The organism is Candidatus Accumulibacter contiguus (genome assembly GCF_036625285.1).
Taxonomy (GTDB): Bacteria; Pseudomonadota; Gammaproteobacteria; order Burkholderiales; family Rhodocyclaceae; genus Accumulibacter; species Accumulibacter contiguus.
Genome location: NZ_JAZKUC010000002.1, coordinates 171,814 through 190,201 on the forward strand (window position 1 = coordinate 171,814; position 18,388 = coordinate 190,201).

Here is an 18,388-nt window from a genome sequence, read left to right on the forward strand (position 1 = left end):
TCCTTGCGGGCACGACCGGGGCAGACGGCAATGGGATAGGCGGGACTGCCTGCGGCTCTGGCAGCATCATGATCCCCCTCCTCCGGAAGGTCCGCGCCTTCCGGGGTTTTCTTCAATCGAGAGTGGCAGGCGCTCCCTCGTAGATTGCAGCGAACTGTGCCGCGGATACGCCAGGCGAATCCGTACAACTGCCGAGCCTCGCCCTGAACTCGCCGGCTACTCCGAAGGCGGCCAGCAGCGCCCGGCCTTCCTCATCCTCGGGCTGGATCAGCAGTGCGCAATCCCCGCCTTCCACAACCATCAACACTTTCATTTCGACCTCCATGTTCGCCCGACTCTCGCATCGGACAGGCGGGCCAGATTCGCAGCGGCTGAGCAGTCGACCTGGCGCCCACTGCCGACACCAAGGCTGAAAGGTCAGAAGATGCAGGCCTTGACCTCTGAAATAAGTGTCGCGGATCTGGTGCTGCAGGTGAAAGGAAGTAGTGCACAGTTGCTACGGGATTCGCCATGCGAGTCACATCGGCGACACATGCACCCTGCTCCGAGCCTGCTCGAAGGACACCCTCTCTGATGATCGGGGTGCCGGGAAAGGCCTTGAGCGTCAGTCTTCCGGCTTGCTGCTTTGGTCGGCGGGCGGCTCAGGTTCCAGTTCGGCTGGCGCATTTTCCTGGTAGAACAGTTCTTCGGCCGGACCCTTGCCGCTCGCCTGCGAAGCGACCGAGACGATGCCCTCGGGAGCCGGTAGGAATGCCTCCGGAACATCCTTGAGCGCCCTGGCCATATAGCTGATCCAGGCAGGCAGGGCAGCGGTGCCGCCGGTTTCGCCAGCGCCCATGTTGCGCGGCTGATCGAAGCCGATCCACGAGCAGCCAACGAGCGTTTGCTGGTAGCCGCAGAACCAGGCATCGACGTGCTCATTGGTGGTTCCCGTCTTGCCTGCGAGATCCCGGCGCTTCAGCGTCGCCGCAGCACGCGCCGCCGTTCCATAAATGGTGACGTCGCGCAGCATGCTGTCCATCAGGTAGGCGTTACGCGGGTCGATCGCGCGCAGGCTTTCCTCGCCGGCAGTGATCGGTTCCGCGCGCGCAAGCACCTGCCTCTTGTTGTCCTGGATCTCGCGCACGACGTAGGGTCGAATGCGGTAGCCGCCGTTGGCAAAAACGGCGTAGGCGGTGACCATTTCCCAGGGCGTCACCGAGCCTGCACCCAGGGCCATGGTCAGGTAGGGCGGGTGTTTGTTCGCCGCGAAGCCGAAACGGGTAATGTAATCCTGGACAAAGTGTACGCCGCTCGCCTGCAGGAGACGGATCGAGACCATGTTCTTCGATTTGGCCAGCGCTGTGCGCATGCGCATCGGGCCTTCGTACTTGCCGTCGTAGTTCTTGGGTTCCCAGGCCTGGCTGCCGGTTACGGCGGAGGGAAAACTGATCGGTTCGTCATTGATCACGGAAGCGGGCGTGAAGCCTTTTTCCAGTGCGGCAGAATAGATGAAGGGCTTGAAGCTCGATCCGGGCTGCCGCCATGCCTGCGTGACATGATTGAATTTGTTGCGGTTGAAGTCGAAGCCGCCAACCAGCGCGCGGATCGCGCCGTCGCGCGGATCGGCAGCCAGGAATGCGGCTTCCACTTCCGGCATTTGCACGATACGCCAGTTGTTCTTCTCGTCCGCCTGGACGCGAATCACCGCACCACGACGCAGGCGTTTGTTGGGCGGTGCCTTCTCGTCAAGCATGCGGGCAGCAAACTTCAGGCCGTCGCCGCTGATGGTGACGACTTCGCCGCCACGGCGGTAGGCACGAATCTTCCTGGTGTCGGCCTGCAGCACGATGGCTGGGTGCAGGTCGTCCGGATCGTGGAAATCCAGCAGCAATTCATCCAGCGCTTCGTCCTGTTCCGACTTGATCTCAGCGATGTCGACGTAGGCCTCGGCACCGCGGTAACCATGCCTGCGGTCGTAGTCCATCACCCCGCGGCGGACGCTGAGGTAAGCCGCTTCCTGATCCTCCTTGAGGATCGTCGTGTAGACGCGCAGGCCGCGCGTATAGACATCATCGGGAAAACGCTCGGCGGCAATCTGGCGTGCCATTTCGGTGACAAACTCGGCGTGCATCGGTGTCTCGCTGACGTCGCGCCGGATCACCAATGCCTGATCAAGCGCAGCCTGGTACTGCTGATCGTTGATGAAGCCAAGCTCGTTCATCCGGTGCAGGACATACTGCTGGCGGATGCGGGCGCGCTTTGGATTGACCACCGGGTTGTAAGCGGAGGGCGCTTTCGGCAGTCCGGCAAGCATGGCCACTTCGGCGACGGTCAGGTCGGCAAGCGGTTTGCCAAAATAGATCTGGGCGGCAGCGGCGAAACCGTAGGCGCGTTGCCCGAGAAATATCTGGTTGATGTACAGCTCGAAGATCTGGTCCTTGCTGAGATTGCTCTCGATCTTGAACGACAGCAGCGCTTCGTAAAGCTTGCGGGTATAGGTTTTTTCCGAGGAAAGGAAGAAATTCTTGGCGACCTGCTGGGTGATCGTCGATGCGCCCTGGCGCTTGCCACCGCTCAACAGGTTGGCGTACAGCGCACGCAGGACACCCAGCGTATCGACCCCGCCGTGCTGATAAAAGCGCTCGTCCTCTGCTGCCAGGATGGCCTGCTTCATGATCGCCGGAACATCCTGGATGCTGACGACCGCCCGGCGCTCTTCACCAAACTCGCCGAGCAGATAGTCATCCGCGGTATACACCCGCAGTGGGATTTTCGGCCGATAGTCGGTCAGAATCTCCAGCGACGGCAGGTTCGGGTAGGCCAGGCTCAGGACAATGACCAGCATCGCGGTGGCCATTGCAACAATTCCGAGAACCACAAGAATCGGATAGATCAACCAGCGTAGGGCAGTAGGCAACAGGGCGTCCGGCAAAAAGGGCAATTGCCCGCCATTATATTTGAGGAAGGAGGTGAAAGGGCTCAGTCCGGCCAAATCGAGGAGCAGTGGGTCTTGCCGGAAAATCCGGCTTCTGGTGTTTTCGGCATCCACTTCTTCTTGCCGGTGCTCGCGACCGGCAGCGCTTGCTGATCCTTATCCGCGAATCTTGCGCTTCAAGGCGCCGAACAGGCCGCCCTTACGTTCTGCTTCCGGCGCTGCCCCGACTGCCGTGGCAGGGGCGGTAGCCGGGGCAGCCACCGCGGCGCACTGCGCGGCCTGTCGTTCCTCGCATTGGGCGGCGAGCTGGGCCAGGGTCTGGAACATGATTTCGCGCGGATTGAGGACGACGCCGTAGCCGGCCTTGAGGCGAGCGATGACGTCCATCAGGAGCAGTGAATCGCCACCCAGGTCGAAGAAGTTGTCCTGCGCGGCAATCTGGCTGACGCCGAGGACGCTTTCCCAGACGCGGGCAATTGCCGTCTGCATGGCGGTGGCGTAAATGACGCTCGGAGCGGCTTCGGCCGCTGCGGCAGCGACGTCGCGCGGCTTGCGTTTGACCCATTGCGCGATGCGCGTCGAGAGATCGCTGGTGGATACCAGCACCTGTGCGCCGAGGTCGGCGGCGAGGATGCGGCGAAAGGCGTCCACGCCTTCTTCGGTGGTCATTGCCAGTGCATTGACGACCGCGCCCATGCCGTGCCTGCCCGAGCTCGCGGCGGAGAGCCAGGCATCCCAGCCGATGGATAGCCAGGCGGGTCCAGACTGTCGCGATGCGCGCACAGCGTAGGCGTCGAGATAAGCGTTGGCGGCGGCGTAGGCGGCATAACCGAGGCCGCCGAGCACCGCCGAGATCGACGAGAGCAGTACGTAGAAGTCTGGCGGGTCGTCGCGCAGCAAGCGGTGCAGCACCAGCAGGCCGTCCACCTTGGGACGGAAGTGTTCGGCGCAGTGCTTTGGCCGGGTGTCCTGCACGGCCAGGAAGGCTTGCTCGGCGACGATGCCGGCGCCGTGAATGACGCCGTCGATATGTCCGAAGTGGCTCCTGGCCTGCGCCAGCGCGCGCGTCATGGCGGCAGCGTCGGCGACGTCGGCGCTGATGACGAGCACTTCGGCACCGAGCCCTTCGAGGGCGCGCACGCGCGCGATGCGCTGGCTGCACGGGTGCCCGGTTCCGTGCGTGCTGATCCAGGTATCCCACTCGGCGGCCGCTGGCAGGGCACTGCGGCCGGTCAGGATCAGGCGCGCCTGCACGCTGCGTGCGAGATCTTCGGCGAGCGCGTAGCCGATCGCGCCGAGCCCGCCGCTGATCAGGTAGACGCCCTGCGGGCGCAGGCGGGCCGGCGGGCCGGCGACGGGCTTCAGATGCCGTGGCTGGTAGTGCTGCACCCAGCGCACGCCGTCGCGGTAGGCGACGATGGCATCCGGCGCGTCGCTGCCGATTTCGCGCAGGATTTGACGGCCGAGTGCCTGCTCGGCAGCGGAACCGACGGCCGGTGGTTGCAGGTCATAGCAGCGGCTGTCGACATTGGCGTATTCCTGGGCGATGACGATGCAGGCGGCAAGTACGCCGGCACGTTCGGCAATGGGCTGTTCACCCGCTGTCAGAGCCTGGATGCCGGTTCCGAGGACGCCGATTCTGAGCGCTTCGGTATAGTCGCGGTCGCCCAGTGCCTGCGCAAGATAGAGCAGGCTGTTGAAGCCGAGATCCTGGGCGCGGGTAAAGCTGTCCCGGTCGGGGTCGCCGGCAGCCGGTGCCAGGTTCCAGGCATGCAGGACGCTCTTCGGCAGTTGGTCGGCGCTGGCCAGCGCTGCCAGCAGGCTATCGTAGTCGGCGCGCCGTGCCGGGTCGAGGGTGTAGCGTCGCTCACCACTCCAGCCAGCCTGGATACCGGGGAGAACCCGGATCACCGCCTGTCCGTCCGCTTGCAGCCGCCCAGCGAGATGTTCGCCGAAGCCCTCGCCGGTGGTGAACAGTAGCCACGGCCCTTTGGCCGGCGTGTTGCCGGCGGGGAGGGGACACTGTTTCCAGGCGGGCAGGTAGAACCAGTCGGCGAGAGGGCGCTTGCCTGGTGTTGCCCGTGTCGGCGGGCGCTCGTCCGCCGCCTGCGCCACTAGTCGACCGGGCTCGATCCAGTGGCGCTGGCGTTCGAAGGGGTAGCCCGGCAAGGGCTCGCGGCGACGCGTTTGATTGGCATGGAAGCCGGCCCAATCGACGTTGACCCCGGCCAGCCAGAGCTTACCGAGGGTGGCGAGCAGCATCGCCTGGTCGGGTTCCTGCTGTTGCGGGTGGCGCATCGACCATAGCGCACCCTCGCTGCCGGAGCTTGCCGCGCATTGCTGGACGAGCGTCCCGAGGGTGCGGCCAGGGCCGACTTCCAGAAACAGCGGGTCGCCGTCGCCGGCGGCACAGCCGATGCCATCGGCAAAGCGCACGGCATGCCGCAGGTGCCTGGCGTAATACGCCGGGTCGCAGGCCTGCGTGGCGCTGAGCCAGGTGCCGCTGAGGTTGGAGACCACCGGCAGGCGCGGCGCCTGCAGCGGGATCGTTGCGACCACGGCGGTGAAGCGCTCGAGGATCGGCTCCATCATCGCCGAATGGAAAGCGTGCGAGGTGTGCAGCAGGTGGCTTGGCTGGCCGCTGGCATCGAGCTGTTGCTGGCAGGCGGCGATTGCCTCGGTTGCTCCGGAAAGGACGCAGCGCTCGGGCGCGTTGACCCCGGCCAGCGCCAGACCGCGGGCTTCGAGATCGACGAGGGCGCTTTCCGGCAGGTCGACGGCGAGCATGCTGCCAGCCGGCATCTCCTGCATCAGGCGGCCGCGCGCGGCCACCAGCCTGAGGGCGTCGGCGAGGCTCATCACTTCGGCCAGGCAGAGCGCGGCGTACTCGCCGATGCTGTGGCCGATCATCGCCGCCGGGCGGATGCCCCAACTGATCCACAGGCGCGCCAGTGCGTATTCGATGACAAACAGCGCCGGCTGGACGATCCAGGTCTGCTGCAGCGCTGCTGCGCTGGCCTCGCGAGCAGGCCAGATCAGGCAGCGCAGATCCTGGCCAAGGTGGGGGATCAGGATTTCGGCGCAGCGGTCGACCTCCGCGCGGAACAGCGGCTCGGCGTCGTACAACTCGCGCCCCATTCCCAGATACTGGGCGCCCTGGCCGGGGAACATGAAAACCACGGGCCGGTTCTGCCGTTCGCAGACCGCTTCGGCACCGCGCTGGCAGTCGCCCGCGAGCAGCGCCTGTACGAGCCCGTCGTGGTCGCGGCAGACCAGCATGCGCCGGTGCGCGAAGCGTTCGCGGCCGGTCTGCAGGGTGAACGCGATGTCGGCGAGGGGCTGCGCCGGATCGGCGCGCAGATGATCGGCAAGACGTTCGGTCATGCGCTCGAGGGCGCCGGGCGTGCGTGCCGACAGGAGGATCAACTGCCAGGCGCGCGACGCGCTGGCGGCGGCACGCTTTGGGGCCTCCTCGAGCAGCACGTGTGCATTGGTTCCGCCGAGACCGAAGGAGCTGACACCCGCGCGGCAGACCGGCTGTGTCCACTCGGCAAGCGTGCTGTTCACGTAGAACGGGCTGTTGGCAAAGTCGATTTCCGGGTTCGGCCGGCGGTAGTGCAGCGACGCGGGAATGCGCCGATGCTCGAGCATCAGCGCGGTCTTGATCAGCCCGGCGACGCCCGAGGCGACGTCCATGTGGCCGATGTTGGTCTTCACCGAGCCAATCGCGCAGTCACCCTGGCGCGTGCTGCTTTCGCGAAAGGCCTGGGTGAGGGCCTGTATCTCGATCGGGTCGCCCATTGGCGTGCCGGTGCCGTGCGTTTCGATGTAGCCGATGGTGTCGGCCGTCAGTCCGGCCATGGCCAGAGCCTCGACGACCACGGCCGCCTGGCCGCTGACGCTGGGAGCGGTGTAGCCGACCTTGGCGTTGCCGTCGTTGTTCACCGCCGAGCCCTTGATCACGGCGTGGATGTGGTCGCCGTCGGCGAGGGCGTCGGCGAGGCGCTTGAGCGCGACGACGCCGGCACCGCTGCCGAGCACCGTGCCGCGGGCATCGGTGTCGAAAGCCCGGCAGTGCCCGTCGGCGGAATTGACGCCGCCTTCCTGGTAGAGGTAGCCGATCCGGTGCGGAACGGCAATCGAGATGCCACCGGCCAGCGCCAGATTGCACTCGCCGTTGAGCAGGCTCTGACAGGCGACATGCACCGCCACCAGCGAGGTCGAGCAAGCGGACTGGATGTTGATGCTCGGGCCGGTGAGGTTGAGCTTGTAGGAGACACGGGTGGTCAGGTAGTCCTTGTCGTTGCCGATCTGAATCTGGAAGTCGAACAACGACGGTGCCACGTCCGGGCGGGTGGCGAGGTGGTAGATCAGGTAGCCGTTCATCGCCGAGCCGGCGAAAACGCCGATGGCACGACCATGCGAGGCGGGGGTGTAGCCGGCGCGTTCGAGGGCTTCCCAGGCGCATTCGAGGAAGATCCGCTGCTGCGGTTCGATCAGGCTGGCCTCGCGCGGGCTGTAACCGAAAAAGGCAGCGTCGAAGCAGTCGATGTCGTCGATCACCGCACCGGCGCGAACGTAGGCCGGGTCGGCGAGGAGGGCGGGGTCGACGCCTGCGGCGAGCAGCTCGGCTTCGGAGAAGAAGCTGATCGATTCGACCCCCTGTTCCAGGTTGCGCCAGAAAACGGAAACGTCATTGGCGTCGGGGAAGCGGCAGCTCATGCCGACGATTGCAATGTCGTTGGGGTGGGGGATGGCAGCGGGCTGGTTCATGTCGGCACTCGGTTCTGACTGGCTGCGGGGATGTGAAGGTCCGGTTTGCGTCCCTCTTCAAGGGAGCGGCGCGACTGCCGTGGCTCAGGAGGGCGATCGTCTGCCGGCGGGCGGGCAGCGATTCTGCATTTCCCGGCGCTGCATGGCGCGTTCCCGACCGGCCGGGATGGCCGGCGGGCTGGCTGATGACAGGCCACTTGCCGCGTTGAGGGAGCGCGCCAGGCTCTGTATGGTCGGGTACTGGTACATCTGCAGCACCGGGATGGCGCGATGCAGGTGCTCGCACAAGCGGCGATTGACCTCGAGCATGCGCAGCGAGGTGCCGCCCAGTTCGAAGAAGTTGTCGGTGCTGCCGACTCGCTCGACCAGCAGCACCGCCTGCCAGATGGCAGCGATGGCTTGCTCGGTGGCGTCGTCCGGGGACAGATAGGACGCGGCCGGCGCTTGCGGACAGTTGTCAGGTGCGGGCAGCGACAGGCGGTCGACTTTGCCGCTGGGTGTCAGCGGCAGGGCGGCCAGCGCCGTGTAGCTGCTGGGCACCATGTACTCGGGCAGGCGTTCGCGCAGCCAGGGCTGCAGCGTGCCGGCTGCCAGGGTGCTGGCTGCGCGGGCAACATAGTAGGCGGCGAGGGCGAGTTCGCCGCGGGCGTCGGGACGGGCGACGATCACCGCTTCCAGGATGTCCGGGTGACTGCAAAGGACGCTGCCAACGTCGTCGGGTTCGATACGGAAGCCGCGGATCTTGACCTGATGGTCGCTGCGGCCCAGGTAATCGATGAACCCGTTGGCGCGGTAGCGGGCCAGATCGCCGGTGCGGTAGATGCGGGCGCCGGCTTCCTTGCGGAATGGGTTAGGAATGAATTTCTCGGCGCTCAATTCGGGGCTGCCGAGGTAGCCGCGGGCGAGTCCGGCGCCGCCCACGTAGAGTTCGCCGATGACGCCGACCGGCACCGGTTGGCGGTGGGCGTCGAGGATATAGGCCTGAACGTTGGCCAGCGGGCGTCCGATCGGTACCAGGGTATCGCTGTCGGCAAGCTGGCCAGCGTCGAAGAAGCAGGCATCGAAGGCTTCCGAGAGGCCGTAGAGGTTGAGCAGCAGACGTCCCGGCAGTGCCCGTGCGAAGCGCCGGGCGAGTTCGATACCAAGAGGTTCGCCGCCGATGCACCATTCGCGCAACAGCGGCAGGCGGGCGGCGAGCTGGTTGGGGGCATTACTCACTTCGTGCGCGTCGAGCAGCATGCGCAGCAGCGACGGGACCAGCATCATCCGGGTGACGCGGTATTCGGCGAGCAGGGCGACCATGGCCTGTGGATCGAGGAGCACCGGTTGCGGGATGAGCAGGCTCGGCACGCCCTGCAGCAAGGGGCCGAGCAGTTCCCACAGCGAATCGACGAAGTTGAGGGCGGTCTTGCAGGCGGAGACATCGCCGGCAACGAAGGGATATTCCCGCCACATCCAGGCCAGGCGGTTGAGGAGCTGGCGCTGCTCGACCAGGACGCCCTTCGGTCGCCCGGTCGAACCCGAGGTGAACACCACGTAGCACAGGCTGGCGGCGCCAGCCGGGCTGAGCGGGCGAGTGGATGCCTGGCGGGCGATTGCCGGCCAGTCGCGGTCGAGACAGAGCACCTCGGCGTGCTGGGGGGGCAGTGCCGCCAGCCAGCGCGTCTTGGTGAGAAGCAGTGCGACGGCGCTGTCTGCGAGCATGGCGGAGACGCGATGACGAGGGTAGCCGGGGTCGATCGGCACGTAGCAGCCACCCGCCTTGAGAATCGCCAGGACGGCGACGAACAACTCGGGGGAGCGTTCCATCGAGACGCCGACCAGGGTTTCATGTCCGACGCCGATCTGGCGCAGGTGGTGCGCAAGCTGGCTGGAACGTTGGTCGAGTTCCCGGTAGCTCAGACCCGTGCCGACGCCGAGAATGGCCGGCGCGTCGGGACTGCGGTCCGCCTGTATCTCGAAAAGGCGCGATAGCGACGAATCGGCCGGGTAGTCGCCGTCGGTGGCGTTCCACTCGTCGACAAGCTGCCGCCATTCGCTGTCGCCAAGCAGGCGCAGCGTGGCCGCTGGTTTGCGGGTGTCGGCGGCGAGATCGTCGAGCAGGTTCAGATAGTGGCCGGCAAGTCGCTGCAGGGTGGTTTCGTCGAACAGCGCCGGATCATAGATCAGGCGGGCGACGAGATGGTCGCCATCCTCGTCGACACGCAGGCTCAGGTCATGGTCGGCGCTGCCGAGATCGACGGCGAAGGGGTGCAGCGTGACGGCGCCGGCCGGCAGCGTCACGGGGGGCGCCGTGTGGTAGTCGAAGAGCACCTGGCAGACCGGTGCGTAGCCGAGGTTGCGGCTGGGCTGCAGGGCTTCGATGAGGCGCTCGAAGGGCAGTCCGGCATGTGCGCGGGCATCCGCGAGGGCTTCGCCGCAGCGCTGCAGCAGGGTGTCGGTGTCGGCGTCGGCCGAGATCTGCAGGCGTAGCGCGAGGATGTTGTCGAGCGGGCCGACCAGCCGGGAAAAGGGCGCTTGCGCCCGGTAGCTGCTGCGCAGGCCGATCACCAGGTCGTTCTGGCCACTGTGGCGCTGCAGCAGGGCGGCAAAAGCCGCCAGGAATACCCCTGGCAGGTCCAGCGCGTGCCTTGCCGCGAGTGCGCGCAAACGGTCTACGAGCGGCGCTGGCAGCGGCAGCGGCAGGCTGGCGCCCTGGTAGCTCCGGATCGCTGGACGGGCGTGGTCGGTCGGCAGTTCCAGCAGCGCCGTCGCACCGGCGAGCCGTTCTGTCCAGTGGGCGAGGAGGGTGGCCTGCTGCGGGTGTTGCCAGGCAACGAAATCGGCGAAGGTCGGTGCCGCCGGGCCGTCTGGCAGGCGGCCGTCGAGGTTGTTCGCGATCTCTCCGAGCAGCAGGTCGAGGGCTTCCTCGTCACAGATGTAGCGGTGGGCGCACAGCAGCAGCAGGTGCTCGGTATCGGCGAGGCGCAGCAGCTGTGCCCGCAGCAGTGGCGGCTGGCCGAGATCCTGCGGTGTGCCGGCGTTGACGGCGATCCAGCGTTGGCGCGCGCGTGCTTGGGCAGTGCTGCCGGGCGTTTCCGAGAGGCTGTCGACGGTCAGTGCAGGGCTGGTGACGGAGAGCGTTTGCGGCGGGGCTCCGAAGCTGCTCCGGAGCACCTCATGACGAGCGCAGACCCGGTCAATGGCGTTCTGCAGGGCGTCCGTGCAGAGAGGCCCGACGATGCGCGCGCCGCTGGCGACGCGGAGGAGGGCGTGGCCAGGATAGGCTTGCTCCAGGAACCAGATTCGTTCCTGGGCCTGCGTCCGGCGAGGAATCGGGCACCCATGATGACATATGGGTAGCAACTGCGCAACCTGTTCCAAACAGGCGGCATCGTTTACTTGGCAAGACATGATCTCTCCCTGACCCTGTGGATTGCTTTGTTCTTATGGGCTTGCCGCCCGCCGCTGCGGTTCCGGCTGACCCCTGCGCTCGACCTCTTGCTGGCATTTTCTCCGGTACCATGGGGTCGAATCTGTTCATACAGTCTAGTACATTTAGTACACTGCCGTGGGCACTTCAAATATATTCCTGACAACCCTGGCTACTGATCAAGGCGCTCGCCTGCGACGTGGAAGCAACGAATCTGTCCGCGGCTGATGACTGCCCGGATGCCCGCGGCGATGGCGTGGTCGGCGTCGGGGCAGGTGGAAAAGAGCGTCCAGGGCGAACCCGCTCCGGTCACCCTGGCGAATCCGGAGTCGGTATTGGGAAGGCTGATCGTGACCTGCTCGGGCGGGCGGGCGAGGCCTGTGCCGAGGGTTTTGAGGACGGCTTCCTTGGCGGTCCAGATGCGGAAGAAATCCCGGTCCTGGTCGCTTGCTGACCTGCCGGCCAGCCAGTTCAATTCGTCGGCGCTGCAACAGTGGGTGGCGAGCGCGTACCGGTTGGGCAAGGGGCGGATGCGCTCAAGATCTACGCCGATCGGTAGCCGGCGGGTCAGCCCGATGAGAACGCGATCCCGGCAGTGGGAAAGGTTGAACTGCAGTCCGCCGGCCGTACTCAGTGCTGGTTTGCCGTAGTCGTTGGTGGTGAAGTCGAGGCCTTGCGGGTCGCGTGCGAGGTAATACCCGAGCAGGTGTCGCAGCAGGCCGCGAGATTGTATCTGGCGCAATCGGTCTGCGGCGAACACCCGGCGGGCGGCGCTGGCACGCTCGGCGGCAGCGGGGAGCTTTTCGATCGTTTGCCGCAGCGCCTCGTGCTCAATCGGGAGGGGCAGCAGCCAGAGGTGGAGGTCGTCGCCGGACAGCAGTGGGGCAGGCGCCTTGTCGAGCAGTTCGGCAATGTTTGCCAGCGTGATCGGCGCGCGCGTTTCAGGCGGCGAAGTGGGCATCGGCCCAACGGCGCAGGGCGGCGATCAGTTCGTCGCGGTGATGGCGCGCGGTGAAGGTGTGATCGGCTCCCGGCATGCGGATCTCGGCGAAGTTCGGGTAGCTGGCAATCCTCGTCATTTCCTTGCTCAGCATCAGTTGCATGTAGTCGAGGGCAGGGTCGCCTTCGGAGTACACCATCAGCAGGGCGGTGCCACGATCGAGGATGCAGTGGAAGGCAGCGCGCAGTTCCGGTGCATTTTCCGGGACCTGCTCGCTGCCGATGAAGCGCCGCAGGAATTGCCGGCCGACGACACGCAGCAGTTCGATGGGATTGCTCTGCCCGCTCAGCAGCTTGCGCCAGCTAGCCGAGTTGAAGAGGGCACTCTTCCAGAGGTAGCGCGCCGATTCGCTGGCGCGCAGGGTACTGTTGATGCCAGCATCAATCGCATCACCAGAGTCGTCGGTGACGCCATGCAGGCCGCGCCCGTTGATCAGCACGGCGCCAAGCACCGCCGGGTTGTCGCGGCAGGTGAGAAATGAGATGTCGGCCCCCGAGCATATCCCGCACAGGATGAAGCCGCTGCAGTCGCTCTCGGCACCGAGCGCGGCCATCGCTGCCGAGGTTTCACTGATGGCACTCTTCTCGAAGCTCAGCGCGTCACTGCGTGGGCTGCTGTCGCCGATTCCCGAGAGGTCGAAGCGCAGCACCGGGTAGCCGACGGCAGCGAGTTGCCGGGCAATATTCACGTACAGTCGATTGGGACCGGCACGATGAACGACCCCGGAATTCACCAGCACGATGCCGGGACGTTTGCTGGACGCGGCGCTGGAGGTATGGATGCCGATCAGGTTATCGCTGTCCCCGAAACGGAGAACGCGCTCGATCATCGCCGACCTCCCTGTACCGATTCGACCATTGCCTGCAGAACACGCGCCGGCGGCATCAGTACGTCGTTCATTTCTGCTCCCTCGGCCCATAGTTCGGGCCACAGCACGTGTTTCCGATCGACGCTTGCACCAAGCGCAGCGAGCCGGTTACCCAAGTCATCCGGGTCGGCCTGCGGGCTGCTGCTCATCAGCAGCACCTGCGGGGCAGGGGCCCGCGGCAGGGTGGCGAGGTCGATGGCGCGCAGGCCGCTTTCCAGGCGGGGAGAGAGGAGGAAACCGAAAATCTCGCGCATCCCGTCTGCATCCGAGGTGGTCTGATCGCGCCCGACCGTCTGGCGGAAGCGCTGCTGGTGGGCTTCGAGCAGCTGATCCACGTAGCGATTGCCGTTCACCACCGGGTCCCACAGGATCAGGCCGTCGACGTCCTGGTGCTGTTCGGCATGCAGGGCAGCCAGGCTGGCGCCGACGCGCAGGCCGGCAAGCCAGACCGGCGCGCCGGGATTATGATTGCGGAAGGTGTTCACCGCTGTGGCGACGTCATCGAGCCATTGCTCCACACTGCCTTCGCTGTCCTCGCCGGCAGAATCGCCCGTTGCGAAGTAGTCGAAGCGCAGCACCGGGAAACCGGCGCGCGCCAGACGGCTGGCGAATTGTCGAAAGACGCGGTGGGTGGAGACGTATTCGCGCCCTGACGGAGGGCAGAGGACGAAACCGAAGGGGCGCGCTCTTGCTCGCCGTGGTGCGTCAAAACAGTAGAAGAGCTGCCTGTCCGCAGCCCCCATGTATCCCGTGATGGTTGGATCACGCATGGTCGAGCTTCCCCCTCTCGGGCCTGGCTTCCTGGCCGGGCCGAGGATCTCTCTGCACCTACTCAAGGGGCTCGCGCTCTCGCCTGTAAGAAGGGCGAGCGACCCAGGATCCTGACACCCCGAGAACGGTATTGTGACGACCGCGTCACCTGTTGTAAACATCAGAGATGGGGGGAGCACAGCCCTGAAGCGAGCATGCCTTTGCCCTGGAATGCCATGCTCGGCTACCACCTCCGCATACGCATGGCAGATGTCGTCAATACGCTGGCTTCAGGGCTGTCAGTCTGGCCAAAGCGTTGAATTTCCTCTCGTTTGGCAGGATAATTCGTTTCTCCCTCCCAACTACCGATGACTGTCATGAATACCTCCCTGCGTCTGCTGCGCCAAGGCCTGCTGGCCGTGGCGGGTCTTGCCCTGGCAATCACTGCGTGGGCACAGTCCACGATGGTCCGACTGCATACCACGCAGGGCGCGATCGATATCCAGCTCTACGATACCGCTGCGCCGAAGACGGTGGCCAACTTCCTCCGCTATGTGCGCAGCGGGGCCTATGTGGACAATTTCATCCACCGCAGCATGCCCGGTTTCGTCGTGCAGTTGGGCGGATATGCGTGGCCCGGCAGCGGCTACGCCGGCCACATCACCACCCTTCCTCCGGTGGTCAACGAGTTCAGCGTCGCACGTTCGAATGTGCGCGGCACGGTGGCGATGGCCAAGCTCGGCGGCGACCCCAACAGTGCCACCAGCGAGTTCTTCTTCAACCTGGGCAACAACGCATCCAACCTGGACACCCAGAATGGCGGCTTCACGGTGTTTGGCCGGGTGACCACGCCGGGCATGGCCGTGGTGGACAGGATTGCGGCACTGAGCACGGTCAATGCCGGTGGCGCTTTTACCAATCTGCCGGTGGTCAACTTCAGCGGCAGCACCATCCTGCGCGAGCATGTGGTTCGCCTGACCGAGGTGACTGAATTCCCGCCGCTCTCCGCTCAGAGCGATTCCGACCGCGTCTTCAACTATCTGGAGGCAGCGTATCCGCAGTACCTCTCGCCTGCGCACGGCCAGGCCGGCGTGGCGTCGGGCTATACCTTCCGCTACTACGCCGGTTCCAATGCCTACGTGGCTACCGCCAACGCCAAGGTCTGGTACCTGCTGCCGTCGATCTCTCCCGACATTGGTCTGCTGGGGGACACGGCTTCCTGGCTGAACGTCGCGGCGCAGGCCGGATACTGATGACCACCACCGGCCACTGCTAGACCAGACAGAAGGCCATCGGCCTGCCGGATCAGTTCGCCGCAGCGCGGATCATCGGCCGCCATTTATAGCCCACGTGCCCACGCCGGCCGCAGTGCTGCTGCTTCCGGGTTGGCGATGGTGTCGCGTACCTGCCGCAGCAGGCGCGCCTTGTCGGCGCCAAGCGTTCCCTTGAGGATCAGCCAGTTCGACGCGTGGTCGCTGCGAAACACGGTCCGTTCGAGTTCCAGCCCTGCGAGAAAATGCTCCATTTCGACAAACAGTTCACGCTGGCTGAGCGCTCGCCAGCCGGGAAAATTTCCGCGCAAGCGTTCCTCGCCGAGCGGAAAACTGACGACCAGCGTTGCCAGATACTCGGGCTGGGTGGCGTTGAGCAGGCGCGCCGAGTGGTCGGCGTGCCGCAGCGAGAGATCCGGGCCAGCGAGACCGTTGAGGATCATCACCGAGCGTTTGATGCCGGCGGCTCCGAGCTTGTTCAGCGCATCGAGAGTCGAGGCATGGGTTTCGCCCTTGTTGACCCGTTCCAGCACCTCGTCGTCGCCTGATTCGGCGCCGACGTAGGCGATCGACAGGCCGGCTGCGGCGAGTTCGCGCAGTTCCTCGACCGACTTCTTCCGCAGGTTGCGCGGCAGGCAGTAGCTCGACACCCGGCGAACGGCCGGCAGATGTTCGCGGATGGCGTAGAGGATCTTGAGCAGGCGGCGCGTCGGCAGCACCAGTGCATCGCCGTCGGCGAGGAAGACGCGCCGGATTGCGTCGGCGAAGCGTTCGCCGGTACGCTCGATGCTCTCCAGCACCTCGGTTTCGTCGCGTGCTCGAAAATGCTTCTGCGGCGCGGTGTACATCTCGCAAAAAGTACAGTGATTCCACGAGCAGCCGTCGGTCACCGGCAGGATCAGCGATTCTGCTTCACTCGGCGGCCGGTAGACGGGTTCGACGTAACGGATGGGGAGCACGGACAGCATGGCATGTAACTGATCTGGATGTGGGCTGATTCACGGATATTGAATAGTAATGCGAAAATCGCGTCAGCGACTCATTCTTCCTCGCTCTCACGCACCAGCGCATAATCGGTATCGCGCACACCGCGCAGCAGCAGGGAGGTGTCGTCAGTGGAAGTGCCGAGAGCCTCCAGGGCCTCCGCTGCCAGACGCAGGCTGGCCTCCAGAAGTTCAGGATAGGCCTTGTTGACGCCGGCTCGCAGCAGGGCCTCGCAGCTGGCCAGGTCGCGGGCGCGCGAGACGATGGTCACCTCCGGCGCGTGCGAGCGGATCATCGCGGCTGCGCGAACGGCAGTGTGCTGGTCGTCGATGGTCAGGACCACCAGATCGACCCCTTGCATTGGCGAAGTGGCGAGCAATTCCGGGTCTCCGATGTCACCATAGAACACCGGATGACCTTCGCTGCGCCATTTGGCGACCAGTACCGCGTCGGTGTCGAAAGCGATGCAGGAGATACCGCTATTGGCCAGGATGGTGCCCACCGTGTGGCCGACGCGACCATAGCCGCCGATCACCACCCGGGCAGCGAATTCCTTTCCTTGCGCGGTATGGCGGAAGCGGTCGTGAATGTCTGCCGGCGCATCCTCTACGCGTAGCGCCAGCCAGTTCCCGAGCTTTACCAGCAGCGGCGTGAGGAGCATGGTGACGGAAATGATCGCCACGGCCATCACGAAGATCAAATCGTCGATCACCCCCAAGGCCTTGGCGGAACCGAACAGCACAAAGCCGAACTCGCCCCCCTGCGCGAGCAGAAAAGCGACCCGCAACGCGGTGCTGCGGCCGGAGCCGAAGCACAGACACAACACGAAGAGCACAATCGCCTTGATGGTGATGATCGCGAGAACATGCAGGGCAAACTCGAATGGATGCTGCGTCAGCGCACCGACGTCCACCGACATGCCGACGGCAACGAAGAACAGGCTCATCAGCAGACCCTTGTGAGGTTCCATGCCGGCCTCGATCTGAATGCTGTAGCGCGAGGTCGAGAGCATCATCCCGATCAGGAATGCCCCCAAAGCCATCGACATGCCCGCATGTTCCATGGCCATCGCGGCGATGAACACCGAGGCCATGGCCGTCAGCAGGAAAGCCTCGCGGTTGTTGGTGCGGGCCAGATGATCGAGAACACGGGGGAGCAGGTAGCGCCCACCGATGATCACCATCGCCACCATCGCCACTGCCAGACCAATCTGTCTCCACAAGGGGATTTCCGTGGCCAGGGCGCCAGTGTCGGCGAGGATCGGGACCAATGCCAGCAGCGGTACCACCGCGATATCCTGCATCAGCAGCACGGCGAATGCGGTCTGGCCGTGCCGGCTGGCGATGTCGCCCTGATCCCTGAGCATCTGCACCACAAACGCGGTCGAGGACAGCGCGAAGCTACTACCGATCAGGAGGGCGGTCGACCAGTCCGGTTGAAAGAGTTTGAAATAGGCGGCGATGGCCAGCGCCGAGACGACGATCTGCAGCGAACCGAGCCCGAACAGCGTGCGCCGCAGATCCCACAAGCGGCGCGGTTTCATCTCCAGGCCGATCAGGAACATCAGCAGCACGACGCCGAGTTCGGTGAAATGCCGCACACCCTCGACCTCGTTGGTGACGAAAGGTCCTGGCGTATGCGGACCGACGATGACGCCGGTGACCAGCAAGCCGAGGATCGAGCCGAGGCCGAAATGCCGGAACACCGCAACGGCGAAGGCCGCGACAACCAGCAACAACACGGCAGAGTCAACGAATGATTTGGGGTCCATGCAGAGTGGTGATCGCTTCCTTTAATGCCTAAGTCGCGTCAGCGACTCACGAATCCCCCCTCCCCACTTGCGGGGGAGGGGTCGGGGGAGAGGGAAACGGTCATGACTTTCATGATCGGGGGTGCCTGGAAAAGTCATGACCGTTAGTCGAAGTAGGCTCCGCGCCGTCTCGAAGCGCTGCGCGAAGTAGCGGGCGTGCCGAGCTGATCGATGCGCACCCGGCCCCTGCTCGACGGCGCGTGCACGAAACGATCATCGCCGATGTACACGCCGACATGCGAGAAAGGGGCGTTGCGGGTGTTGAAGAAGACCAGGTCGCCGGGGCGCAGGCCCGCACGTTCGACCGGACGACCACGGCGGGCGATGTCGGCGGCGCTGCCGCTGACCCGAAGCCCCGCCGCGCGTCCGTAGATGTACGACACCATGCCGCTGCAGTCGAGGCCCGCTTCGGGTTCTTGCCGCCGAAGCGGTAGCCGGTGTCGATCAGGCTGAGCGCAAAGATCACCACGTCGTTGCCTTTCTCGCTGCTCGCCGGGCGTCGGGGGTTGTTGCGGGGCGCCTGCGGCGCCGGCGGCTTGCTGGCGCAGGCGGCCAGCAGCAGCGAGAAGGTGCTGGCGATGAGCAGGTGGACACGCATGCTGC

General features: G+C 65.3%; 10 protein-coding genes and 1 pseudogene. 1 reads left to right on the forward strand and 10 read right to left on the reverse strand.

Annotated elements, in window-relative coordinates:
• Nucleotides 1–112 precede the first annotated feature (112 nt).
• From V5B59_RS19315 to V5B59_RS19345, 7 genes are all read right to left on the reverse strand, one after another.
• Nucleotides 113–313, reverse strand: coding sequence for a hypothetical protein (locus V5B59_RS19315; protein ID WP_034919060.1), 201 nt, complete (start codon nucleotides 311–313; stop codon nucleotides 113–115).
• Between the two features lie 291 nt (nucleotides 314–604).
• On the reverse strand, nucleotides 605–2,839 hold the full coding sequence (locus V5B59_RS19320) for a penicillin-binding protein 1A (RefSeq protein ID WP_332352235.1): 2,235 nt from the start codon (nucleotides 2,837–2,839) through the stop codon (nucleotides 605–607).
• Nucleotides 2,840–3,073: 234 nt separating this feature from the next.
• Nucleotides 3,074–7,690, reverse strand: coding sequence for a type I polyketide synthase (locus V5B59_RS19325; protein ID WP_332352236.1), 4,617 nt, complete (start codon nucleotides 7,688–7,690; stop codon nucleotides 3,074–3,076).
• Nucleotides 7,691–7,774: 84 nt separating this feature from the next.
• Complete coding sequence (locus V5B59_RS19330; RefSeq protein ID WP_332352237.1) at nucleotides 7,775–11,083, reverse strand: non-ribosomal peptide synthetase; 3,309 nt, start codon at nucleotides 11,081–11,083, stop codon at nucleotides 7,775–7,777.
• A 191-nt stretch (nucleotides 11,084–11,274) separates the two neighbouring features.
• The gene (locus V5B59_RS19335) at nucleotides 11,275–12,063 is read right to left on the reverse strand and encodes a 4'-phosphopantetheinyl transferase family protein (RefSeq protein ID WP_169069668.1); all 789 of its coding nucleotides are present in this window, start codon (nucleotides 12,061–12,063) and stop codon (nucleotides 11,275–11,277) included.
• Nucleotides 12,044–12,931, reverse strand: a complete 888-nt coding sequence (locus V5B59_RS19340; protein ID WP_169069667.1) for an alpha/beta fold hydrolase — start codon at nucleotides 12,929–12,931, stop codon at nucleotides 12,044–12,046. The genes V5B59_RS19335 and V5B59_RS19340 overlap by 20 nt, the downstream gene beginning before the upstream one ends.
• Complete coding sequence (locus V5B59_RS19345) at nucleotides 12,928–13,740, reverse strand: alpha/beta fold hydrolase (RefSeq protein ID WP_169069666.1); 813 nt, start codon at nucleotides 13,738–13,740, stop codon at nucleotides 12,928–12,930. The genes V5B59_RS19340 and V5B59_RS19345 overlap by 4 nt, the downstream gene beginning before the upstream one ends.
• Nucleotides 13,741–14,097: 357 nt before the next feature.
• Here V5B59_RS19345 and V5B59_RS19350 point away from each other — a divergent pair, with 357 nt between their 5' ends.
• Complete coding sequence (locus tag V5B59_RS19350) at nucleotides 14,098–14,973, forward strand: peptidylprolyl isomerase (protein WP_169069665.1); 876 nt, start codon at nucleotides 14,098–14,100, stop codon at nucleotides 14,971–14,973.
• A gap of 86 nt (nucleotides 14,974–15,059) precedes the next feature.
• On the opposite strand, the gene V5B59_RS19355 is transcribed toward V5B59_RS19350, so the two are convergent.
• The 3 genes and pseudogenes from V5B59_RS19355 to V5B59_RS19365 all read right to left on the reverse strand — a co-directional run.
• Complete coding sequence (locus tag V5B59_RS19355; protein WP_034917288.1) at nucleotides 15,060–15,959, reverse strand: radical SAM protein; 900 nt, start codon at nucleotides 15,957–15,959, stop codon at nucleotides 15,060–15,062.
• Between the two features lie 71 nt (nucleotides 15,960–16,030).
• Nucleotides 16,031–17,746: a cation:proton antiporter domain-containing protein gene (locus V5B59_RS19360; protein WP_332352238.1), complete on the reverse strand. Its 1,716-nt coding sequence runs from the start codon at nucleotides 17,744–17,746 to the stop codon at nucleotides 16,031–16,033.
• 156 nt (nucleotides 17,747–17,902) lie between these two features.
• Nucleotides 17,903–18,383: pseudogene (locus tag V5B59_RS19365) on the reverse strand (C40 family peptidase); the annotation flags it as partial.
• Nucleotides 18,384–18,388: the final 5 nt, after the last annotated feature.

Excerpts from the sequence above, each read along its gene's own strand:
- V5B59_RS19345 (WP_169069666.1), bottom strand. The coding sequence starts at position 13,740 with ATGCGTGATCCAACCATCACGGGATACATGGGGGCTGCGGACAGGCAG.
- V5B59_RS19320 (WP_332352235.1), bottom strand. The coding sequence starts at position 2,839 with ATGGCCACCGCGATGCTGGTCATTGTCCTGAGCCTGGCCTACCCGAAC.
- V5B59_RS19330 (WP_332352237.1), bottom strand. The coding sequence starts at position 11,083 with ATGTCTTGCCAAGTAAACGATGCCGCCTGTTTGGAACAGGTTGCGCAG.
- V5B59_RS19325 (WP_332352236.1), bottom strand. The coding sequence starts at position 7,690 with ATGAACCAGCCCGCTGCCATCCCCCACCCCAACGACATTGCAATCGTC.
- V5B59_RS19355 (WP_034917288.1), bottom strand. The coding sequence starts at position 15,959 with ATGCTGTCCGTGCTCCCCATCCGTTACGTCGAACCCGTCTACCGGCCG.
- V5B59_RS19340 (WP_169069667.1), bottom strand. The coding sequence starts at position 12,931 with ATGATCGAGCGCGTTCTCCGTTTCGGGGACAGCGATAACCTGATCGGC.
- V5B59_RS19335 (WP_169069668.1), bottom strand. The coding sequence starts at position 12,063 with ATGCCCACTTCGCCGCCTGAAACGCGCGCGCCGATCACGCTGGCAAAC.
- V5B59_RS19360 (WP_332352238.1), bottom strand. The coding sequence starts at position 17,746 with ATGGACCCCAAATCATTCGTTGACTCTGCCGTGTTGTTGCTGGTTGTC.
- V5B59_RS19315 (WP_034919060.1), bottom strand. The coding sequence starts at position 313 with ATGAAAGTGTTGATGGTTGTGGAAGGCGGGGATTGCGCACTGCTGATC.
- V5B59_RS19350 (WP_169069665.1), top strand. The coding sequence starts at position 14,098 with ATGAATACCTCCCTGCGTCTGCTGCGCCAAGGCCTGCTGGCCGTGGCG.